Below are 19171 nucleotides of genomic sequence, written 5' to 3'. Positions count from 1 at the left end.
CCTGTCGCCGCTCGTCAATAATTGCGGAAGCTCAAGCGCTCGACCCGCTCGTCGTCGTTCGGGTCCATGACGCGGACCTCGGCCGTCCAGCGGCCCGCGAACGGAAGATACGTGCCCTTGGCCCGGTAGGCCGTCTTGGTGTAGCCTTCGAACGTGCTGATCTCGTCGTCCTCGAACTTCTCCAGCGGAATCTCGATCGCGCCGAGCTCCGGCTTGTCCTCGGACATCAGGCGCAGCTGGACCGACTTCGGATCGCCCAGGCTCTTGTGCATCCAGATGCGGACCGTGAACTCGTTGTCTCCCGGCACGTTCGGGGCGATCCGGATCGACACATGCATCTCGCTGCCCATCTTGTGCCAGCCGACCGGCTCGTTGGCCGGAAGCGGGCTGATGTAGGTGAAGACGCCGACGATGACGAGGATGAGCGCCATCAGCGCGCCGTCGGCCTTGAGCAGCGCGCCGCCCGGGAAGCCGGACCGCTTCATGCGGACGCGGATCAGGAACCCGGCTCCGGCCACGAGCACGACCAGCCCGGTCTTGACAAGCAGCAGGATGCCCCAAGGCGTCAGCAGCAAATACTCGGGCTTGGTCATGTACAGGAGCGTCAAGCCGATGCCCGACAGCGTCAGCGCCACGATGCTGATCCAGGCCATGCGCGAGAAGCTGGCGGCGAAGCGTCCGGCTTCCTTGCGCTCCGCCTGCCAGAGGACGAGCAGCAGCATGAGGCCGCCCGCCCACAGCGCCGCGAAGGCGAGATGGACGTAATCGAGCGAGAGCGCCGCCCAGCGCGGCGCGGCTGCGGCCGCATGGCCGCTCCACGCCTCCGTCGCGAGCAGCGGAAGCGCCCAGACGAAGCGCAGCGCGCTTCGGCCCGCCGGAAGCGCGAGGCCGGCAAAGGCGAGCAGCAGCAGCGCCAGGTAGCTCTGTCCGACGGCCGTAGCCGTGAACAGCCGGCTCCATTCGGACGCCGGCTGGCCGATCATGAGCTGCTGCGTCTCGACGAAGACGTAGAGCAGCGCGGCGAGCACGAGCGCCTGCTGCGGCAGCCGCTCGAGCCGTCCGCGCAGCGGCTCGGGGATGCGGGACCAGCCTTGCCGGTACAGCAGCGGCCAGAGCGCCGCTCCGGCGGCCAGCATGAGCGCGGCGTAGTACAGGAAGCGCACGGCGTACAGGATCAGGCTGGCCGTCGTCAGCCCGCCTTCTTCGTGGCCGGCGTGGCCGAGCTGGGCATGGACGTCGAACGTCGAGGCGTCCCGCGCGGCGGGCGGGTCTCCGACGACGAAGACGTAGGAGCCGCCGACCGGATGGCCGTCCTCGGAAATGATGCGGTAGCAACCGTCAACGCCCTCGCGAGCGTGGGACAGCGGCAAGGTTCAGTGTCAACCGTGGGCCTGCTATTCGCCCGCTCGGCGGTGACGGTGGAGCTGCGTCCATAGACGCCCTCCCGGTACGCTGACTGCTCCTGCGATCGTCCGAACAAGCGACTAGACCCGGGCGCGGCTTCCAGCCTACGCTCGCCATGGCTCGGTGTCCAGCACCGTAGCCGTGTCCCTGCCTGCTGCGCTGGCACCCCTGACCCAAGGCGAGCAGCCTCAGCACAGCACGATAAGCGCGTTGAGGCTACCGCAGCGTCAGGCGCGCGGCCGAGGAGGGCCTGATGGCCTAGTGTCGAATGAGCCTGGCCCCGGTCCGGCGCGGCTGCGCGGGTGGCTCCACCAGGGGCGGAGCCGAGGCGCCGATGGTATGCTCAGGGGCTAGAAGCCGAGGCGGCTGGTAGTAGGCTCATGAGGTGCGAAGCCGGAGGAGGGCCTTTACGGCTAGCTCGGGTAGGAAGCCGAGGCGCGTATGTACGGCCGCCAGGGGCTAGAGCCGAGGCGCTATGGCCTACGCCGGGGGGCGCTCAGCTCAAGAGGGACGATGCCGGGGGGCCGAGGCCCTCTCAGGGTAGGTAGAGGGGGGCGCGCAGCTACGGTAGCCTATATTACCTCGAGGGGGCTAGCCGAGGCTAGTAGGCCGAGGTGGGTAGCGGCTACGAGGCGCCATAGAGAGTAGAGGCCCAGTAGGAGCCTACTTGAGGCCGGGCCGGCTAGCGCTCAGGGCCTACGGCCGGCTTGGGGGCTGTACGAAAGGCTATAGGTGGCCGAGCAGAGGGCCCAGAGCCAGAGCTTGAGCCCTCACGCGAGAGCGGGCGCCGTAGAGGGTGGCCGATGGAGCGCCTCTGGCCGAGGCCGCTTTGCGGCGAGCTCGGTCTCGTGCGAGGTTTGAGACTGCTTCCGCGCCGTTGCCGCTCGTATGGCGTCCGGTGGGAATTCGTTGCGTGAGTTGGCGTTCATGCGCTCGGGGGCACTTCCTTTCGTTCCTTCCTCTCGCCCTCTAGTTTACTTGATGGGCTCCATCTCGACCAATCCGGTTTGTGAACATTTGGGGAAGGCCCGGCAATTCCGGGCGTTCTGCCATCCTCGCACCCGAGTTACTCGGTTTTTCCGCGCAACTCCCTCCGTTTCTCCTCCTGCACGCCCGAGTTACTCGGTTTTTCCGCGCAACTCCCTCCGTGTCTTCCCCTGCACGCCCGAGTTACTCGGTTTTTCCGCGCAACTCCCTCCGTGTCTTCCCCTGCACGCCCGAGTTACTCGGTTTTTCCGCGCAACTCCCTCCGTTTCTCCTCCTGCATGCTCGAGTTACTCGGTTTTTCCGCGCAACTCCCTACGCTTCGCCTTCTGCATGCCCGAGTTACTCGGTCTTTCCGCGCAACTCCCTCCGTTTCTCCTCCTGCACGCCCGAGTTACTCGGTTTTTCCGCGTAATTGCCTACGAACGCGCACCTCAAAGCCCTGCAACCCGAGTTTTTCGAGTTACAGGCTCGGATACGCTCTGCCCTGGTGACTGCAACCCGATTTTTTCGGGTTACAGGCTCGGATACACTCTGCCAGACGGCTGCAACCCGATTTTTTCGGGTTACAGCCTCGGATGCGCTCTGCCTGGCGCCTGCAACCCGATTTTTTCGGGTTAGAGGCTCGGATGCACTCTGCCCAGGAGCTGCAGCCCGACTTTTTCCGGTTACGGTCTCGGATGCGCGCCGCCGGGCAGCTGCAATCCGAGTTTTTCGAGCGATCCCGTGACGGACGATCGAGCGATGAGCGTCGATGTGATGGAGCGGACGCCTCTCAAAAGCGCCGCCCCCCTCTCCCTTTATCTGGATAAAGATGCTGTGGAGAGCGAACGCTATCCGCAAGGAGGTGAACGCAGATGAGCAAGTCCCAGCCCTTCGAGCCGTACCGATACGCCGAGCTTCCCCTCGTGGCAGTGGAAAGGATCCGGGAGCTGGAGCAATCGCTGTCGGACGGAGAAGGCCGCCCGGTGACGCTGATCGCTTTCGAACCCGAGCCGGAGAGCCAGGCTCCGAACGCCCGATAACCAAGCTAGAATGCAGTATTCCGATAGTTGGGAAAACCAAAAACCAAACCGCCTCGTCACCAGCGGTTTGGTTTCTATCCTTATTCATAGCCGTCAGCCGCTCAAGCTCCGCTTTTGTCTCAGGGTGTACGATGCTGGTGGTGGAGCCAAGCCCGCTTCCATCTCAACTCGAGGCTGCAAACGAGACTGCAACGTTACGGCCACACTCCGTTGTGCAAATCGGCGCAGCCGCGGTCGTCGGGCCAGACATAGACCCAGCCCTGACGGGCCGGATCGTCGAGATCCCGCGTCCAGATCCGCTCGTAGTCATTCGCCTCTTCCGGGCCGAAAAATTCCTCCAGCCGATCGCAGGCGGCCAAGCCGTCGCGCTCCAGCAGCAGCCACCAGCCCCGAACGGCCCGGTTCAAAGCGGAAAGCTCGCGGACAAGCGCGGGATAATGGCCGTCCGCCGCGTCGACGAGGCGCCCCCGCACCCGTCCCGGCCGCTGCGCAAGGACGAACGGAGCGACGACGCCGAAGTTGCTGCGTCCGGGCTGTAGCGTACCGTAGACAAACATCCAGATGCCAGAGGATGGGGACATCAACGAATGTGCTTGATCAGCCTGAGGCAGCGGAGCGGATGGAGCGGATGGGCCGCGAGCGGCTTGCGGATCGTTGCTCACAGGGCATGCGGGGCGATGTGCCTTCGAGCCGCCGGCCTCGGGGCATGCCCCGAGAGTGGCTTCCGAGCCGCCGGCCTCGGAGCAAGCGTCGAGAGGTGCTTTCGAGCCGCTGACCTCGGAGCATGTGCCGAGAGTGGCTTCCAAGCCGCTGGCCTCAGGGCATGCGTTGAAAAGGGCTTTCAAGCCGCCGGCTTCGGAGCATGCGCCGAGAGGTGCTTCCGAGCCGCTCGCCTCGGAGCATGCACCAAGAGGAGGTTCCAAGCCGCCGGCCTCGGAGCATGCGCCAAGAGGAGCTTCCGAGCCGCCGGCTTCGGGGCTTGCTCCGAGAAGGGCTTTCGAGCCCCTGGCCTCGGAGCTGGAGCGGCTGCGGCGAGCCTCCAGCACGCCGCTCATGGCTGCCAAGGCGCGCGCACGGCGACGCCGGCCGCCTCCAGGCCGGCGCGGATAAGCGCGGCCAGCTCGGCCGCGCCCGGTCCGTCGCCGTGCAGGCACAGCGTCCGAGCCGCCACCGGCGCGAAGCCTCCGCCCAAGGCGGGCGCCTCGCCGCGCAGCGCGATCGTCAGCGCCTGCTCCAGCGCTTGGGACGGCTCGCCGTGCACGGCGCCGGGCCGGTCCCTGCCGGCGAGCGAGCCGTCCGGCAAGTAGGCGCGGTCGGCGAAGCCTTCCGCCGCGAACGGCAGTCCGGCCGAGACGGCCGCGCGCTCCAGCAGTCCGCCGGGAGGGCCGAACAGCGCCAGCCCGCCCAGCTCGGCGGCAGCCCGGGCGACCGCATCCGCATGGGCCTGGCTGGCTCCGCAGCGATGATACATCGCGCCATGCGGCTTGATGTGGCGCAGCTCGCCGCCGGCGGCGCGCACGAACGCCTGCAGCGCGCCCGTCTGATAAAGGACGGCCTCGTACACCTCCTCGGCGTCCAGCGCCATCGCGCGGCGGCCGAAGCCTTGCCGGTCCGGGTAGCCCGGATGGGCGCCGACCGCCACGCCGGCTAGCAGGCAGCGCTCGACCGACGTCCGCATCGTGCGGGCGTCGCCGGCATGCCAGCCGCAGGCGATGCTGGCGCTCGTGATGGAGCCGAGCAGCGCGGCGTCATCTCCGAAGGCGTAGCTTCCATACCCTTCGCCGAAATCGGCGTTCAGGTCGATCGTCGGCTTTTGCATGCGGGATGGCCTCCTTTTCCCCTACATCGGGGGGATGATGCGGATCTCGTCGCCGAACGCGATGCGGCCGGGACGCTCCACCGAGCAGACGATGCCGCGCCGGCCGCGCGCGGCCTTCACGAACGCCTGCGGCAGCCGCTCCTTGGGAGCGACATGCCGCTCGACCTCCTTGCCGGCGTCGGTGCAGGGATGGTTCTCGCCTTCGCAGACGAGCCCGGCGCCGCTTGGGAAAAGCAGCCGCGAGCCTGCGGGCAGCTGCGTCAGCCCGGGATAGCCGGAGAGCAGCAGGTTGCCGCCGATCCACTCGGGATCGAGCGCCTCGATGCCCATCCGCTCCCGCGTCTCCTCCAGCTCCTCGCGCGAGAGGATGCTGATCTGCCGACGGTTGAGGATCTCGGTGCCGCGAGGATACATCGGCTGGCGGCTGTCCGCGCGGGACGTCACGCCGAAGTGGCGGTCGCCGCGGATTCCGCCGAACTCCAGCTCTGCCTCCGCAAGCTCGCGGGAGACGAAGCTGCCCGGCGCATCGGCCGTATACAGGCCGGCCACGAAGGCCGGCGACCCTTTCCTCTTGCCGGACTTGGCGCTGCTCGCAGCCTGCGGGTCGACGCCCGGCTGATCGTTGGTCATGTCGCTTTCCTCCTGTTCAAATGAAAAAATCAGCTGTCAGCGGCCGGCGCGCGGCGCTGCTCCTGCAAGAAGCGTTCGGTCCGAAGGCGCAGCGCGGCTTCGAGCCGGTCGAGCTCCCGCTGCTGCCGCAGCAGGAGGCGCTGCGCCTCCTCCAGCTCCACGCGGAGGAAGCGCGTCCCGTCGCCGGGCCGCAGCTGGCCGAGCCGCGGCAGGTCGGCGGCGATGACATGCAGGATGACGGGATAACCGCCCGTCGTCTGGCAGCCTGCCGCCAGCGCGACGGGATGGCCGCCGGGCGGGAGCTGCACCGCGCCCGGCAGCACGCCGTGCGAGCGCAGCTCCGCGCGGCTCGAGGCTGACCGATCGACTGGGCGTCCGAGCGTGACCCAGACTAGATGAGTCGCTGGCGGGAGAGGCGGCGAGCCCCCCGCCACAGCCGCTCCCGGGCAGCCTGCGTTAAGCTGCCGTTGGAGCTCCCGGCACCGCGCGCAGCACGGCGGTGCCGGAGCCGTCGGCTCCGCCGCGCGCCACGAGGCGCGGCGCGGAGCCACGGCGCGGCGGCGGGCAGCCTCCCGCCGCCGCCGGCCTGGGCGGCGGCGCTAGAGGCCGCCCAGCAGCGCCGCGCCGCGCGCCGAAGGCNCGCCGCGGCGGAGCGCCTCGCCGGCGGCAAGCCGGCGCGATGCCGGCGCGTTCATCGCCGCCGGCCGCGCCACAGGCCGCCGCCCCCGGCGCGGCGAGGCCGCCTGCGGCGGCCAAGTAGGCGCGGCAGCCGGAGCGCGCCGCGCCGAGCGAAAGCGTGCCGCCCGCCGGCAGCCAGACGGCTCGGCCCGCAGGAGCGCCAACGTTGTAAGTCGAAGCGGCATGTCGGCGCCGCAAATCGCCGCGAGCACGCCGTCCGGCGCGTCGACGCGCATGCGGACGCCGCCGAGCGCCAGCTCCAGCGCCGGCGCGCCGCGCGAATTGCCGCACAGCAGATTGGCTGTCTGCAGCGAGACCGCATCCATCGCGCCGCCGGCCGGCATGCCCTGGGCTCGCAGGCCGGGACGGCCCAGATGCTGCAGCTCGGCGCCGAAGCCGGGGCGGATGATCGTGAACGCCGCTTCCTTCGTCCTCATCCTCATCCCTTCCTTTCCGCGCTCATGACCTTCATTGTAGCTCATGCCGGCTCCAGCTTGCCATCCCGCGCCTCGACCTCATCGACTGGCCCCGCGACCAGCTGCTTGGCCGGCAGCCCGTTCCGCTGAAGCGCTTCGGCTGGCCTGTCCGCATGAAGCCACGACAGACTTCCATTCCCTCCGCTCGCGGCTCCGCCTGCCGCTCAGCCGCCCCGCTCCTCGTCCATCAGCCGCCTCATCTTCTGCCCAGCCGCCCGCTCCTCGTCCATCAGCCGCCTCATCTTCCGCTCAGCCGCCCTGCTCCTCGTCCATCAGTCGCCTCATCTTCCGCTCAGCCGCCCGCTCCTCGTCCATCAGCCGCCTCATCTTCCGCTCAGCCGCCCCGCTCCTCGTCCATCAGCCGTCTCATCTTGCGCTCCGTCGCCGTGCCTTGAGCGGGCGTGTAGATGCTGACGCGCAGATCCGGCTGTCCCTGGGCCTGCAGGCTCGTCAGCTGGAACTGCATCTTGCCCGCGCGGGCGTGGCGGAACTCCAGGATCACCTCCGGCGCGGCGCTGACGCGGCTCTCCTCCCAGAGCGGGGCGAAGCGGGCGTCGCGCCGCTCCATCGCCTCGATGAAGCGGGAATACCAGTCGTCGTCGGCATACCGGCCGTAGTAATAGCGGAACAGCGCCAGATAGCCCCGTACGAACTGCTCCCAGTTGACGGCGAGCCGCTGCAGCTCCGGCCGGGTGAACAGCAGCGTGATCATGTTGCGCTCCTCCGTGGGCACCGAGCCGAAGTCGAGAAAAACGCGGGCCGCCGCCTCGTTCCAGCCGGCGATCCGGCAGCGGCGATCCGAGACGATCGCGGGACAGCCGGCCAGCTCGTCCAAAATCCGCCCCAGCGGAGCGGGCAGCGCCGCCGGCTCGTCGGACGCGCTCCTCTCCGGCTCGCCGCCCTCTGCGGCGTCGCCCGCCAGCGCGGCCATGTACCGCTTTTCGTCCGCATTCAGCCGCAGCGCCTTCGCCACCGCGTCGAGCACCGAGGACGAGACGCGGATGTCCCGTCCTTGCTCGAGCCAGGTGTACCAGGTCGGGCTCACACCGGCCAGCTGCGCGACCTCCTCCCTCCGCAGCCCCGGCGTCCGCCGCCTCCCCCCTGCGGGAAAGCCGTGCTCCTCCGGCAGCAGCGCCATCCGGCGCGAGCGCAGAAATTCCGATAGAGCCTTCAGCCTCTCCTGTCGGTTCATGCCCTTCCTCCTCGATCCCATTACTTCTTATCCTAGTATAAACAACAACTTGTACCAGCATAAGAGCTGTGCGAAACTGCGCTTATCCGCAAGCTGCGAAGGAGATGGAGCATGATGGAGCTTTACACGAACGCCGCCCCGTCCAGCAAGGAGCATCGCGTCGTCATTACCGGCATGGGAGCCGTCAGTCCGTTCGGCGCCGGCGCCGAGACGTTATGGACCGCCCAGGCAGAAGGCCGCTCGGGCATCCGCCGCCTGCAAGAAGGCGGATGGCCGGAGGAGTGGCTGGAGCAGGCCGACGAGCGGGCGATTGCCGGCCTCGTGCCCGATTGGGACGGAGAAGCCCGGTTCGGCCGCAAAGAAGCCCGCAAGATGGACCGCTTCGTGCAGTTCGCGCTCGCGGCGGCCGAGGAAGCGCTCGGCCAGGCCGGACTCGGCGAGGGCCGGCTCGTGCCGGATCGGACGGCCGTTTATGTCGGCTCCGGCATCGGCGGGCTCGGCACGCTCATGGAGCAGGCGCGCGTGCTGGGCGCCCGCGGCCATAGCCGCGTCAGCCCGACGCTCGTGCCGATGATGATCGCCAACATGGCCGCCGCGGAAATCAGCATCCGCTACAGCCTGACCGGGCCGACGCTCTCGCCGGTGACCGCCTGCTCGATCGGCAACACGGCGATCGGGGAAGCGATGCGCCTGCTGCGCGCCGGCATCGCCGATGTCTCCGTCGCCGGCGGATCCGAAGCCGCCGTCGTCCCGATCGCCCTCGCCGGCTTCGGCAACGCGACCGCGCTCGCTTCGTCGGGCGGCGATCCGGCGGCGGCCAGCCGTCCTTTCAGCCGCAGCCGCTCCGGCTTCGTCATGGCCGAGGGCGCCGGCATCATCGTGCTCGAGACGCTCGCCCACGCGCTTGCGCGCGGCGCCGAGCCGCTGGCCGAGGTGCTCGGCTACGGCGCGACCTCCGACGCGTACCACCGGGTCGCGACCGAGCCGACCGGCCGCGGCGCGGCGGCCGCCATGCGGCTGGCGCTCGCCGACGCCGGCCTGGAGGCCGAGCGCGTGGACCTCGTCTGCGCCCATGCGACCGGCACGCCGGCCGGCGACCTGTCGGAGAGCCGGGCGATCCGCAGCGCGCTCGGCGAGCGAGGCGGGAGCGTGCCGGTATTCGCCGGCAAGTCGATGACCGGCCATATGCTCGGCGCATCAGGCGGCGCGCAGGCGATCACGCTCGTCCGCATGCTGCGCGAGGGGCTGATCGCGCCGACGCTCAACCAGGAGGAGCCCGACCCGGACTGCGCCTTGACCGTCCCGGCCGCCCCGCGGCGCGAGAGGCTAGCGGTCGGGCTGTCCAACTCGTTCGGCTTCGGCGGCCATAATGCCGTCATCGCGCTCGGCCGCTTTGAAGAAGGCTGAAGGAGGCTGCTAAGCGGCGGAAGCCGCTCATGCCGACGACAGTCATCCGCTGCTCGCTTTCCGTTGCCGCCTTCCCGCGGCCATCGGCCGCCGCCACGGGACGCCATCGCCGAGCGGCATGAAAAAAAGCGGCGCCGGGCGCCTCTCGGGCCCGATGCCGCTTTCCGAAGCGAGGCTGATTGAGCCTCGCTTTTTCGTTATTCCATATGGTCCTCGATCGCCTTCAGCAGGCGCTCCGATCCGTCCTCGACCCGCTCCGATTCATGAGAGAGCGAAGCCTCCATGACAGCTCCGTAAGCCCAGTTGCCCTGCGGCATGTCCGGGAACAGCGGCTGCACGCCGGCAAGCGGACCGCGCCGCAGCATGCCGTTGATGAGAGCGACCGCCTCGTCGCGCCGGATCGGCTGGTTCGGACGGAAGCTTCCGTCCGGGTAGCCGTTCAAATACTTGCCGACGCGCAGCGCCTCGATCTCCTTTTCGGCCCAGTGGCCGGCCGTGTCGAGGAAGCGGCTGCCTGCAGGCTCTCCCGGCTCGAGGCCGAGGAAGCGCGACAGGACGACGACGAGCTCCGCGCGGGTCACAGGCGCGTCCGGCCGGAAGCGGCCGTCCGTTCCTCCCTTGAAGTAGCCTTTGGCGGCAGACTCGCGGATGTAGCCTTCCGCCCAGTGGCCGCTGCGGATGTCGCGGAAGGAGCCCGCCTTCGCATCATCGGCCGGACCGTCGGACAAGCGCGCCGTGACAGCGGCAACCTCCGCCCGCGTCAGCGTCTGTCCGGGCTTGAACTCCCCGTCCGGATAGCCGCGGATGTAGCGCGAATGGAACAGCGGCTCGAAGCGGTCCGAATACAGCTTGAATTTGGCGACCGACTTCGCGGACGCATCTCCCGAGAAGAAGGCCGCGGTGATGTCGGCGTCCTTTTCCTTCGCATCCAGGCGCGGCCAGCGCACGGTCAGCTGCAGCTGGCCCGTCTGTCCGGCAGCGAGATCCTTGACGCTCCAGACCGCCTTCGCGCCCTCGATGGCCGCGCCGTCGGCGCGGACGAAGCTTGCGCCGTCAGGCAGGACGACCTCGACGGTTCCGCTTGCCATGCGGTCGGAACCGCTGTTTTTGTAGGTGACCGTCAGCAGCGACTCGCTCTCCTCGCGCACGACCATCTGCTCCGAGGCGATCTCCACCGCCAGTCCGGTCCGTGCCGGAGGCTGCGGAGCCGGCGCAGACAGCGGGCGCAGCTGGAGGTCATGCTTGACGATGTCCCATTCGACTGATATGACCGGACTGCGGTACGTCTCGTAGCCGGCCTTGGAGACGACGAGATAATAGTCCGTCTCCGGGTAGACCATGTACGCGTAGAACCCGTTCTTGTCGGTCATCTGCAACGGACTGGCGTTGTCGTTCGGCTCGAAGCCGACCAGCGCGGGCAGGACGACGCCCGACCCGGCAGCCTTGCCGGCGGCCTTGTTGCGGCCGGTGTCGGCGTAATGCAGCATGACCGTCGCGCCTTCGATGACGGCTCCGCTCGAGGCGTCGCTTACCGTTCCGTACGGATCGACCAGCTGCGTGAGCAGGTTGAGCTCTCCGTCCGCTTTGACATGAGCCTGGCCTACGCTCAGCACCGCCTGCACGCCGGGCTCGAACTCATACCGGATCTCGAAGGCGTACGAGCCGACCGGCAGGCCCTCTGTCGAGAAGACGCCTTGGGCGCTCAGCGGATGAGCCTTCGGCGTCCCGCTGCCGTCCGTGACGTATTTTCCTTGGCCGTCCTTGAAATAAACGCTGGAACGGCCGGCCGTCTCCGCATCCAGCTTCGCCGTGCCGCCGTCCGGCTGCTTGAGCAGAACGATGCCGCTGACCGTCTTTTCGGATTCGAAGGATTGCTCCCCCGTTCCGTCGGCATGGCCGACAACGGCTTTTTGCGTATAGGTGACCGGAGTCGGCACGCCGCCGATCTCGATGAGCTGCGTAACCGCCAGCTCGTAGACCGCGTCTCCCTTAGGTACCGCCAGCGAATAGCGTCCACGCTCGTCCGTCATCGTCGAGGCTTCAAAATCGACGCCAGGCTCGATGACGCCGTCGCCGTTCAGATCCAGCGCGGCCCGGACGATCGCTCCTGCGACCGGCGCATTGGAGCTGCCGGAGGTAAGGACGCCTTGAATGCGGGCAGGCAGGAACGTCAGCTCGATCCCTTTTTCTCCGGCCAGCCCTCGTACGAGATCCAGCACCTTGGCCGTAACCGGGATCCGCTGCTCCGCCGTGCCGCTCATCGCCGCCGAACGATAGACGACGCTGGCCTTGCCGTCCGCTCCGGTCACGGCAGTCGCGCCGTCCGGGAACGAACCGGCTCCGGCCGCGAACGAGACGGATACGCCGCTCACCGGACCGCCGCTCTCGTCCGTCACGGCTGCGGTCAGCACGGAAGTCGAGCTGCCGTCGCCGACGATCCGGTCGGGATCCGCGGTCAAGGCGATGCGGGTCGTCAGCACGGTGATCCAGTTGTCCGATCGGCGCGAGGCTTCTTCGTTCGAAATCAGCTGTCCAAGCGGACCGTAAGCGGTGAATGCCGCCTCATGCTCGCCTGCCGCGGCTTGCGGCAGCAGAAAGCCTTCCTTCTCCCACCGCTTGACCCCTTCCGCCTGGCTCGTCGACGGATTGATCCAGACCAGCTCGGTCTCCGCTCCTGCGAGCGATGCCGTTACTTTTTCCGTAGCCAGCGACGATACCGCAGACAGCCGGACCGGGTAGCCCGGCAGCGCCGTCATGCGGCTCGGATCGCCTTGCGGCTTGTCTCCCGCCCAGCCGTCGAGCGCCTTGTGGATGATGATCGTCGCCGTCGCAGGCTCGCTGACCTGTCCGCTCTCATCCTCGGCGACGTAACGGAAGCTGTCCGTGCCGCCGACGAAGCTTTCGTCCGGCGTGTAGATCCAGCCGCCTCGGTCCGAATCCACGTCCGGAACGAGCGTTCCGCGGGAAGGGCCAGAATCCGGAACAAGCCGGTAGACGAGGCCGGTCACCGTCTCCTGGTCGGTCCCGGACGGAATCAGGCGGAGCTCCTGGACCCCTTCATTGGCCAAGGCGAAAATCCATTCCGCCCTTGGAATGCCGTCGTAGGCGATCCGCAGCAGCGAAGGCTGCTCCGCCAGCTGCTTGCCGTCGAACGGACGCCACGGGATGTCGACCGCCGCGCCGTTGGCGAGGCCTGGCGCCGGCACGAAGCGAAGCGATTCCAGCGCCAGCGCAGGCACCAGCGTGCGGCGGCCGGGCTCGGCGTATACGGTTTCCGTCGTGGACGGGTCCGCATAGCTGAGCGTGCCTTTCGCCGCGAAGCCGGCAGGCAGGTCGAACGCCGCGCTATGGAAGGCGTCGCCGTCCTCGTCGCCGTACAGCGCCGCGAAGCTGCTCCCTCCGCCCGGAGCCGCGAAGCCGATCGGCGCTCCCATCGGCCCTGTCCGGCTCAGATCGGCGCCGACAGGCGGCGTGTTGATCCGGATGTGGACGGTTTTGTCCGCTGCGGCGTACAGCTCGCCGTCGCTTCCGTTCCAGCGGAATTCGGCCGTGCCCGTCGCGCCGGCCTCCGGCTGGAACACGAGGCGGTCCAGATCGGCTGCGGCGATCGGCATGCCTGCGACGATCGGCACAAGCGGCGCATCGGCACGCTTGAGGTACAGCTTGCCCTTGGCCGGATCCGGCAGCTGTGTCACCATGATGGCGGCCAGCGGCTGCTGCTCCGGATCCACATAAGCGGATGCCTGCGCGAAGTCGGTCCGGCTGAAGGAAAGCGTCTCGCCCTTCAGCGCCGGCTTGCTCAGCGACTCCACGATCGGAGCGCGGTTGACGCCGAAGCTCGCTTGGCCCGGCTTGGAGGCATATTTGCCCTCGGCAAAGCCGGTCCAGCCGAATTCGGCTTCCCCGTCGGTGGTGGAGGCCGGACGGAATCCGAGCTTGGAGACGTTCGCGATCGCGATCTCCTTGCCGATATCGGCGGCGCTCAGCGGAACGCCGTCGTACATCAGCTCGCCGTCCTGCGGATCGGGGAGCGACGCGATGCGGATCTTTTCCAGATTGGCTCCGTTGGCCAAGGCGTCAGCGCCCTCGACGCCGTTCGTCTTGAAGAAGCTGGAACGGAAGTCCTCCGCCGCGAAGACGGACGACGGCTTGCGGAAGTCCTCCGCCAGCATCCGGATTTCGGAGGTCGGGATATCGAGCAGATGCTGCACCTTGCCCGGATTCGGGTTCGATCCGTTGCCTCCGCGATCCTCGAACAGGATCAAGTTGATCCGATAGTCCTCGCCGAGACGGATGTCCGGGTTCTCGAGATCAAGGCTCCAGCGGCCCGGCTCGCCCGGATCCACGCTGGCGACCCGCTTGCTGTCGAGAGCGAGGTTGACCTCGCGCACCGTCCCGTCCGCATCCGTGACCTCTTGGATGACGTTGGCTTCGAGCGAGAACGGGCCCTGGTATCCGGCCTTGCCCAGAAAAGCCGAATCAATCGAGATTTTCCCGTTCTTGACCGTGATGCCGGCGCTCGAAAATTCCGCCTTGTCCCGGATGCCGCCGTCCACGACGAGCTGCGCCCAGTCGATCTCGGTCACCCAGCCGGCGTTCAGCCTGCTCGACTTGAAGTAGTGGTGGATGGATGCGCCGACATACTGGTCGCCCAGCTTGATCCTGTCCGGATCGACCGACAGCACCGTCGTATTCCACTTCTCGTTGGCTCCGGACAGAGCTCCGACATAAGCGGATTGCTTGAACTCTTTCTTGTAGGAGGCCGTCGCGCTGCTCCAGCCGCCGGTCGTCTTCCACGGCGTGTAGGGATTGCCAAGCACGATATCCTCCGGCTTGTCCGACAAGTAGATCCGATCCCATTCGCCTGTCGAAGTGCTGTCCGTCCCGTCATACTCGTCGACATCGTACGCCCGTATGAGCAGCCTGGCGCTCTCGGCCGGAAGCTTGTCGACGTTCTCGATCTTGAGCTCGATCGGGTACAGCGCGTGACCGTTGGAGATGCGGTTGGTCGCGTAGTCGAGATCGCCGTCCGGCGCGCTGCCGGCGGCGCCTCCTCCCCAGTTGTCCGTATCGGTGAAATAGGTTCCGCCGACCGAAGCTTGCGCTCGGACGCCTTGAGGCGCCGGAAAACCGGACCCGAGCAGCACGGCTGCTGCGGTCAGGGCCGCTATTCGCGGCCTTGTTTTGCTATGAATGAAAATAAGGTACTCCCCTTTTTTCTTTCTGACGCCGTTTTTTTATCGGCATCTAGATCGAAAATATGAAGAAATACCTATAATTTCTTAGACTTTTGTCCTAATTCGGTCCTAATTCCGTCCAAATGTCATCTCTCCACCGGAACGAACCGCACCCGGTCTCCGGGGGCGAGCAGCGCGGGGCGCTCGCGGCCGGGATCGAACAACAGGACGTCGGTCCGTCCGATCAGCTGCCAGCCGCCCGGCGACTCCGACGGATAGAGGCCGGTCTGCGCGCCGCCGATGCCGACCGAGCCGGCCGGAACGCGCGGCCGCGGCGCATCGAGCCGGGGCTGCGCCAGCTCCGGCGGCAGTCCGTCGAGATAGGGAAAGCCCGGCAGGAAGCCGAGCATGACGACCCGGTAAAGCGGCTTGGAATGCGCCGCGATGAACGCGCTCGGCGTCATGCCGCTGCGCCGCGCCGCCTGCTCCAGATCGGGCCCGTGCTCGCCGCCGTAGCGCACCGGGATCTCGATTGCGGCCCGCTCCGCCGCCTCGGGGAGCGGAGGCAGCGCGGCCAGCCGATCCTCGATCAGGCGCTGCGCCAGCCGCCACGGGACAGCGCCCTTCCGGCCGCGCTGCAGCCGCACCGGATCGTAGACGGCCAGCACGCTCTCATAGGCTGGCACCGCATCCTCCAGCCACTCCCAGCCTGCCGCCTCCAGCCAGGCCGCGGCATGGGCCAGCAGCCGCTGCAGCGGCTCGCCCTCCGGCGGCGCCGAGCCGTCCTCCGGCGGGAGCAGCAGCAGCGCCCGGTCTCCGGCCGGCTCGCAGCGCAGCGGCGGCTTGCGCAGCCCGGCAGCCGCGCCGCTCATGACCGCTTCGGACGGCCTCTCCCGCTCGCCTCCCGCCGGCTTCCGCTCCCGCTCGTCCCGCTCGCTGCCCGCCGCCATCCGCTCCCGCTCGTCGCGCCCGCTGCCCGTCGCCATCGGCTACCCCTCCGCTCGTTCTCCTGCGTTGTCGGCATGCGGCGGCAGCCTCCCGCCGCCTCGCCTGCCGGCCCGTCGATCACGTTCCTTCATTATCTTCGCCGCGCCGCGAAGCTGTCAACGAAGCCCGGCGGAGGACGCCTCGCCCCCGCGCGGCGTTCTCCGCCGGCGGCGCGCTCCGGCTCCGGATGGTATACTGCTTTCTATAGAGAAACTTTTTGCGCGAGGCAGTCGTTGATTGCACAGGAGGCTCACATCTACATGCTTACCGCCTGCAAGCTGGGAAAACAATACAAGACGGGCTGGGCGCTGTGCCCGCTTACGCTGGAGCTCGGCCCCGGCCTCCACGGCCTGCTCGGCCCGAACGGAGCCGGCAAGTCGACGCTACTGCGGCTGCTGGCCGGCATGCTGGCGCCGACGACCGGCGACGCGCTGCTGCGCGGCAGCTCGGTCCGCGACTTCCGCCGCAGCGGCAGCCGCATCGGCTACCTGCCGCAGAACATCCGCGTGCTACCGCAGTTCTCCGCCCGCCAGTGGCTGCTCCATGCCGCCTCGCTGCAAGGCGGCGGCTCGCTCGCGGAGCGCCGGCGCAAGGTCGACGAGGTGCTCGAGCAGGTCAATCTGCTCGGCGAGGCCGATCTGCCGGCCCGCCACTATTCGTACGGCATGACCAAAAGGCTCGGCGTCGCCCAGGCGCTGCTGTCGGCCGGCGATCTGCTGATCGTCGACGAGCCGACCGCCGGCCTCGATCCCGAAGAGCGCATCCGCCTGCGGCGGGTGCTCGCCGAGGCCGCGGCGACGCGGGTCGTGCTGCTGTCGACGCATGTGCTCGGCGACATCGGCGCGAGCTGCCGCGAGGTGATCGTGCTCGGCGAAGGACGGCTGCTGTACCACGGCAGCACCCAAGGGCTCGCCGGCTTCGCCGAGGACCGCACCTGGGCGTGGGAGACGTCGGAGAACGAATGGCGGCGCATGCCGCTGGGCGGGCTGCTGAGCGCACGGCGCACGGAGGAGGGCATCCTCTGCCGCGCGCTGAGCGACCGCCCGCCGTCACCGTTCGCGGAGCGCGTGGAGCCGACGCTGGAGGAAGGCTATCTGAGCCTCATGAACCGCCAGCCCTCCGGAGGTCCGGCATGATTCCGAACGTGCTTCGCCAGGCGGCGATGGAGCTGCGCTCCCTGCTGCTGCTGCGCTGGACGCTGCTGCTGCCGGCCGCGGCCTCCATCTGGATGCTGCTGCACACGTGGCGGCTGCGGCCGGAGTCGTCGCAGGACATCAATCTGTATGCGTCCGACACGCATCAGATGCTGCTCATGCTGACGACCGCCATCCCGCTGCTGCTCGGCGTGCTGCTCATGCGGCGCGACCTGCTCCATCCGTCCGCCGAGTGGCTGTTCCGGCTGCCGCTGCCCGCCGGCGGCTGGATGGCGGCCAAATGGCTCGCCGGCCTGGCCTACATGACGCTGTACACGGTCGCGGTCGGAGCGGCGTACGCCGCCTCGGCGCTGCGGCACGGCCTGCCCGCCGCCTCGATGTGGCGGCAGCTCGCCCTTTACGGACTGCTGTACGAGCATGCCTTCGCCGTCTCGCTGGCGCTTGGACTGTTCCTGGGCGTGCTGCTGCCGCTCCGCTTCTCGCTGCCGGCGGCGTTCTGCGCCTGGGTGTTCGGCTCGCTGTTCCTGCAGGCCTACATCCGGCCGGTCTACGAATGGAGCTGGCTCAAGGCGTTCTACCTGCAGCCGCTGTTCGAGAACAGCCTGCTCGGCAACGAGGTCTGGTCCTGGCCGCTCGCCCGCGGCGAGCTGCTGCGCATCATGGGCTTCGGCGCCGCGTTCTCGCTGTTCCTGCTCGTGGCCGGCGCGGCGCTGCTCGGCCGCAGCAAGCCGCCGCTGAACCGGCGCCGGCCGTGGCTGCTCGCGCTCGTCGCGATGCTCGCCGCTGCAGGAGCATTCGCGCCGTTCGCCTCGCTGGAGGCGGCCCGCGACGTCCATCGCGCGCAGCTCGAGCAGGCGGCGGCCAGCCCGGACGAACGGCTCGATCCCGCCGCCTACCGCTTCCGGCTGGAACGGATGGACCTGCGGCTCGAGCTGGCCGGCGACGGCAGTCTCGTCGCCGAGGCGACGCTCGAGCTGCCGACCGAAAAGGGCCGGCTGCTGCCGGCCGAGCGGGGGCGGACGCTGCGCTACAAGGAGCCCGGCATCGTGTCGCTGCTGCTCTATCCGTCGCTGCAGGTGCGGTCGGTCCAGCTGAACGGCGTGCCGATCGCCTGGGAGCGCAAAGGCGACAGCATCCGCTTTCCCGAGCTCATGCTCGATCGCGGCCGGCCTGTCCAGACGGTGGAGATCCGCTACGGCGGTCGGCTCGACGAATGGCTGAGCGGGCCGGGCGGCAGCGAGAGCTATCTCGCTTTCCTCCGCTCCGATGCGCTCTACCTGCCCGCCTCGCTCGGCTGGTACCCGCTGCCCGGCGGCGACACGCTGCTGGCGCTCGACGAAGACGGCAGGCTGCTCGACCGCCCGTCGTCCGCGCTGACGCCCGGCGCCGCCTACGAGGTGGAAGCGTCCGGCTTCCGCGCTCCGCTGTTCGGCACGCTGCCGGAGGAGCCGTCGGCGGACGGAGCCGTCCGCTTCCGCGGCGTCTCCGGCGCGGGACTCACGCTCGTCGGAGGCCGCTTCGAGACGGTCCGGCGGGAGGGCGAGGCGATTCGGATCGTGACGACGCCGGGCAACCGAGACGAGGCGGAAGCGTTCCTCGAGCGCTTCGAGCGGCGACGCGAAGGATTAGAGGAGCTGGCCGGAGCTCCGCTCGGCGCGGTCCGGCAGCTGTTCTTTTTCCCGATGCATCTGATCGGCGCGCCGGTCGAGGCTCCGAGCGTGAACCGCTCCTGGCATGCGGAGAACGACACGCTGTTCATCCCGCAGACGGAGCATCGCAATCTCGACGGCTACGCCGAGGACGCGCTGAGCGACCTGCTGCTGTTCGGCGACGTCGGTCGGGGAGAAGCGATGGCCCGGGAGAACGCGCTGGAGGATCCTTCCGGCAGCGAATCCGTTGCCTTGGCGATCCGCTCCGCTTATGCTTATCTGTACAACAAGCAGCGCGGCCCGGACGAGCCGTACCGCATCGAGGCGGAGGAGCTGCCGGCATGGAGGTCGATGCGCGCCTTGATCCAGGCCGCCTACGACCGAGGCCATGCCGCGCTGGCCCGCGAGGTGCTGGAGCAGTTCCGCAGCCGCGGGCTCGCGCTGCCGGAGCCGCCTCGCAGCGGAGCCGGCGAGCGCATGGCCGCCGCCGCGCCGCCGTACGTGACGGTGGACGAATTCATGAAGGAATGGCGCGCGCGCATGCCGGACGACCGCTGGCCGCCGATGACGGACGATGAAGGAGGATGAC

Annotated in this window: 13 protein-coding genes and 1 pseudogene; 4 read left to right on the top strand and 10 right to left on the bottom strand. The window is 68.5% G+C overall.

Going from position 1 to position 19171, the window contains the following annotated elements; genetic code table 11:
- Window positions 1-14 precede the first annotated feature (14 nt).
- A complete protein-coding gene (locus tag B8V81_RS17165; protein WP_101808827.1) occupies window positions 15-1370 on the bottom strand; it encodes a copper resistance D family protein in 1356 nt (451 codons plus the stop codon).
- Between the two features lie 1875 nt (window positions 1371-3245).
- Between B8V81_RS17165 and B8V81_RS25340 the strand changes: the two genes are divergently transcribed.
- Window positions 3246-3413, top strand: a complete 168-nt coding sequence (locus B8V81_RS25340) for a hypothetical protein (RefSeq protein ID WP_153783173.1) — start codon at window positions 3246-3248, stop codon at window positions 3411-3413.
- A 194-nt stretch (window positions 3414-3607) separates the two neighbouring features.
- Here B8V81_RS25340 and B8V81_RS17160 read toward each other — a convergent pair whose 3' ends face one another.
- The 7 genes and pseudogenes from B8V81_RS17160 to B8V81_RS17135 form a co-directional block, all read right to left on the bottom strand.
- Window positions 3608-3994 (bottom strand): gamma-glutamylcyclotransferase family protein, encoded by a 387-nt coding sequence (locus B8V81_RS17160; protein ID WP_028599902.1) that lies wholly within the window; start codon window positions 3992-3994, stop codon window positions 3608-3610.
- 470 nt (window positions 3995-4464) lie between these two features.
- Window positions 4465-5232 (bottom strand): LamB/YcsF family protein, encoded by a 768-nt coding sequence (locus B8V81_RS17155; RefSeq protein ID WP_028599903.1) that lies wholly within the window; start codon window positions 5230-5232, stop codon window positions 4465-4467.
- A gap of 21 nt (window positions 5233-5253) precedes the next feature.
- Window positions 5254-5862, bottom strand: coding sequence for an MOSC domain-containing protein (locus B8V81_RS17150; protein ID WP_084137440.1), 609 nt, complete (start codon window positions 5860-5862; stop codon window positions 5254-5256).
- Between the two features lie 29 nt (window positions 5863-5891).
- On the bottom strand, window positions 5892-6296 hold the full coding sequence (locus B8V81_RS17145) for a 5-oxoprolinase subunit C family protein (RefSeq protein ID WP_219623325.1): 405 nt from the start codon (window positions 6294-6296) through the stop codon (window positions 5892-5894).
- 22 nt (window positions 6297-6318) lie between these two features.
- Window positions 6319-6831 (bottom strand): hypothetical protein, encoded by a 513-nt coding sequence (locus B8V81_RS26295; protein WP_425320498.1) that lies wholly within the window; start codon window positions 6829-6831, stop codon window positions 6319-6321.
- Window positions 6717-6977, bottom strand: a pseudogene (locus B8V81_RS26290) (hypothetical protein); the annotation flags it as partial. The pseudogene B8V81_RS26290 and the gene B8V81_RS26295, both read right to left, overlap by 115 nt.
- A gap of 373 nt (window positions 6978-7350) precedes the next feature.
- Window positions 7351-8208, bottom strand: coding sequence for a helix-turn-helix transcriptional regulator (locus B8V81_RS17135; RefSeq protein ID WP_028599905.1), 858 nt, complete (start codon window positions 8206-8208; stop codon window positions 7351-7353).
- Between the two features lie 111 nt (window positions 8209-8319).
- Between B8V81_RS17135 and B8V81_RS17130 the strand changes: the two genes are divergently transcribed.
- On the top strand, window positions 8320-9615 hold the full coding sequence (locus B8V81_RS17130) for a beta-ketoacyl-[acyl-carrier-protein] synthase family protein (protein ID WP_228551358.1): 1296 nt from the start codon (window positions 8320-8322) through the stop codon (window positions 9613-9615).
- 197 nt (window positions 9616-9812) lie between these two features.
- On the opposite strand, the gene B8V81_RS17125 is transcribed toward B8V81_RS17130, so the two are convergent.
- On the bottom strand, window positions 9813-14762 hold the full coding sequence (locus tag B8V81_RS17125) for an S-layer homology domain-containing protein (protein WP_101808823.1): 4950 nt from the start codon (window positions 14760-14762) through the stop codon (window positions 9813-9815).
- 176 nt (window positions 14763-14938) lie between these two features.
- Window positions 14939-15778, bottom strand: coding sequence for a 5-oxoprolinase subunit PxpB (gene pxpB, locus B8V81_RS17120; RefSeq protein WP_244912785.1), 840 nt, complete (start codon window positions 15776-15778; stop codon window positions 14939-14941).
- Between the two features lie 261 nt (window positions 15779-16039).
- On the opposite strand from pxpB, the gene B8V81_RS25335 reads away from it, so the two are divergent.
- Window positions 16040-16915: an ATP-binding cassette domain-containing protein gene (locus tag B8V81_RS25335; protein WP_180968476.1), complete on the top strand. Its 876-nt coding sequence runs from the start codon at window positions 16040-16042 to the stop codon at window positions 16913-16915.
- Window positions 16912-19170 carry a M1 aminopeptidase family protein gene (locus tag B8V81_RS17110; RefSeq protein ID WP_101808821.1) on the top strand — a complete coding sequence of 753 codons (2259 nt, stop codon included), beginning with the start codon at window positions 16912-16914 and terminating at the stop codon, window positions 19168-19170. The genes B8V81_RS25335 and B8V81_RS17110 overlap by 4 nt, the downstream gene beginning before the upstream one ends.
- Window position 19171: the final 1 nt, after the last annotated feature.

Origin of the sequence: Paenibacillus pasadenensis (assembly GCF_002864175.1) — a bacterium.
GTDB lineage: Bacteria > Bacillota > Bacilli > Paenibacillales > Paenibacillaceae > Paenibacillus_O > Paenibacillus_O pasadenensis.
This window is presented reverse-complemented; position numbering and strand designations above follow the sequence as displayed.